The 2,544-nt window shown below is 39.8% G+C and carries 4 protein-coding genes; 1 reads left to right on the top strand and 3 read right to left on the bottom strand.

The genetic code is table 11. The features are described from left to right. Window positions 1–355: 355 nt before the first annotated feature. The 3 genes from gerQ to hemQ form a co-directional block, all read right to left on the bottom strand. A complete protein-coding gene (gene gerQ, locus AC06OU_RS08645) occupies window positions 356–718 on the bottom strand; it encodes a spore coat protein GerQ (protein ID WP_475855221.1) in 363 nt (120 codons plus the stop codon). A 19-nt stretch (window positions 719–737) separates the two neighbouring features. Next, window positions 738–1,163 carry a cell wall hydrolase gene (locus tag AC06OU_RS08650; protein WP_475855222.1) on the bottom strand — a complete coding sequence of 142 codons (426 nt, stop codon included), beginning with the start codon at window positions 1,161–1,163 and terminating at the stop codon, window positions 738–740. Window positions 1,164–1,267: 104 nt separating this feature from the next. Then, window positions 1,268–2,017 (bottom strand): hydrogen peroxide-dependent heme synthase, encoded by a 750-nt coding sequence (gene hemQ, locus AC06OU_RS08655; RefSeq protein WP_475855223.1) that lies wholly within the window; start codon window positions 2,015–2,017, stop codon window positions 1,268–1,270. 151 nt (window positions 2,018–2,168) lie between these two features. Here hemQ and AC06OU_RS08660 point away from each other — a divergent pair. Then, window positions 2,169–2,544 (top strand): phosphate acyltransferase (locus tag AC06OU_RS08660; protein ID WP_475855224.1); only part of this gene is annotated, 376 nt, incomplete at its 3' end.

Here is a 2,544-nt window from a genome sequence, read left to right on the forward strand (position 1 = left end):
CGCTTTCCGCCGGCATGGCCTCAGCCTCCTCGTCGCTACGCTCCTGTGGGGTCTTCACCTCATGCTATTCCGGCAGGAGTCGCCGCCTTCCACTCAAGAGTATATTTCTATTAGAAAGAAAACGTTTTTCAAAATAAATTAATGCAGGTTGTCCATCTTATGATTTAAATTAAGGAACTCATAACCTAAGGCCACCCAAGAAAATTGACCATAATTGTGAAAAAGTTTGCTATTAAAAGAAGCAAATTTCCTATACATTTAATAGTTTTACGAAATTTTAGTCCTACTATTTGTCACTAGAAATCCTATAAAAATAGAAAAAGGCTTACTCCAAAAGAATAAGCCTTGCCTAAGGTTAATAGTAATTTATTTCTTCATCGAACGTCGCATAATCAAAGTAAATCATTAACATTAAGTATCGTTTACCATTTGGATCACTAATAATCACATGATCACGTCCAGCAGCCTCTACATATCCGTTCAGGACTACATTGTTTCGTGTTGCATTGTTTTCAAAAGTAAAATAGAATGTTCCAAGCTTTCCTCTGTTTGCTCTTAAAATGTTTTCTACATAAGATTCTTCTTGGCGACCACTAGCGGGTATTTGCACCCCTGGAGTATATTGCTGCTGTTGCGGTTGTTGACCTGGAACTTGCTGAGCTTGTTGCGGAAACTGTTGATTTGGGTAAGCACCAGGATACCAATAATACTGAACCATTTATACATCCTCTCTTTTTTTAAATCTCTGGACATTCCTCTTCGGTAGGCGAAAAGAAGCAATGCGCTTTAAAGCGCCCGGTATTCCATTGTCCATACCATTGAGCAGGGCATGGGGCATTCTCACCTGGATCAAAAAACCATAATGATCTCGTTGCAGGGTGAAAACGCTCACCGTTCACCACACGCTGTGCTAACTTTTTATCGCTATCTCTTGCTCGTTGGAAAAAGTAAGGCTTGGTAGTGGCTTCAAAACCACCAGGGCGTTGAAAAACCATTTGCTCAAGGGTTCGTATATCTGTGAAGTCTAAACAGCTAGTACGAACTCTGTTAACTCCTACATTGCCAACCATTAACATTCCAAGCTCGCCTTCACCCTCTGCTTCTGATCGCATTAGCCTTGCAAGTAGATCGATGTCTTTCGAAGTCGCACGAACTACTGCCAATGCATCACCTCCTACATTAAACTATGTTAAGAAATGACTTATCATGACAAATTTTGCCGATAAAAAAAGACTGCCATTTGGCAGCCTTGAATAGTTATTTGAAATTAAAGTTGGAAGAATGTAGAGCGTTTTTCGCCTTCTAAAATAGTACCAACGAAGAACGAACCGAATTCGCCATAGCGAGCGCTTACTTCATCAAAGCGCATTTCATATACTAATTTTTTAAATTGAAGTACATCATCTGAGAATAAAGTTACTCCCCATTCAAAATCGTCAAAGCCGACAGAACCTGAGATAATCTGTTTCACTTTTCCTGCATAGCTGCGACCGATCATTCCATGGCTACGCATTAACTCTTTGCGTTGCTCCATAGGTAGCATATACCAGTTATCGTTGCCATCACGACGCTTGTCCATTGGGTAGAAGCAAACGTATTGAGAGCGTTGAAGTTGTGGATATAGACGTGAGCGCACATGTGGATTTTGATATGGATCTTCATTTGACTCACCAGACAGGTAGTTAGATAATTCTACTACTGATACGTATGAATATGCAGGAATCGTAAAGTCAGCAATTGTTAACTTGTTGAATCTCGCTTCTAGCTCTTGTAATTCATCCATAGTTGGACGTAACGTCATTAACATAAAGTCTGCTTTTTGGCCCACAATAGTATAGAAAGCGTGAGCTCCAGTTTTTGCATCGTCTGCTTGTTGTAATTCATCTAAAAAGGCAACGAACTCATCTGTTGCTTGTTTACGAAGTTCAGGATCTACTTGTTTCCATGATGCCCAATCCATTTGGCGGAAATCATGTAAAACGTACCAACCATCTAATGTAATAGCTGCTTCATTCATTATATAAGACACTCCCTTTAATAAATATTTCGCATATTTAGTTTACCATACCAGCTTTTAGAATTCCCCTTTTAGCCCCACTTTTACATGACAATCTGTGACAAACTCGTGTATGCTTAATGTACAAATATATCCTGATGGGGGCGTTATTATGGCTGATTTATTTACAGAAATAAAAGGCAAGCTGCAAAGTAAAAATGTAACCATTATATTACCAGAGGGAAACGATCCAAGAATAATTGAGGCAGCATTAAAATTGCAGGAAGAGGGAGTAATTCAGCCTATTGTCATAGGAAATGAGAGGGATATTCCAAGTGGCTTACAGGTGTTGAACCCCGCAACCTATGAACATATGGACGAACTAGTAAATGCTTTTGTGGAAAGACGCAACGGTAAAGTGACTATAGAAGAGGCAAGAGAGATCTTGAAGGATGTTAACTATTTTGGAACAATGCTTGTTTATACAAAAAAAGCGGACGGGCTAGTAAGTGGAGCAGCACATACAACGGCAGAAACTGTGCGACCGG

Source organism: Psychrobacillus sp. (assembly GCF_056205495.1).